Consider the following 254-nt stretch of genomic DNA (forward strand, 5'->3'; position numbering starts at 1 on the left):
CCATAACACTGAACCTGACCGCTTTTAAATATCCGATAGCGCACGCGAAGTTTTAGCACCCCGGCTTCAAGTCCATACTTCTCTGAGTTGTAAACAATCACTTCTACCTCAGAGAATACCGGGCCGGTACTAATTTGCCTGACGATCGGTTTGTAGGAAAATCGTGTTAAATCTTCAACGCCAGAAACAAGCCCCCTGAACACAGCAAAATGACTCATGCCATGAACTACGCCATTTTTGTCAACCATAGCCCC

At 46.1% G+C, this 254-nt stretch carries 1 protein-coding gene; it reads right to left on the bottom strand.

Annotated elements, in window-relative coordinates; genetic code table 11:
• The coding region (locus AC2FC2_RS27080; RefSeq protein WP_490660221.1) for a hypothetical protein at positions 1-254 on the bottom strand (254 nt) is incomplete at both ends.

The organism is Serratia sp. CoH_122_TC_1 (genome assembly GCF_058191755.1).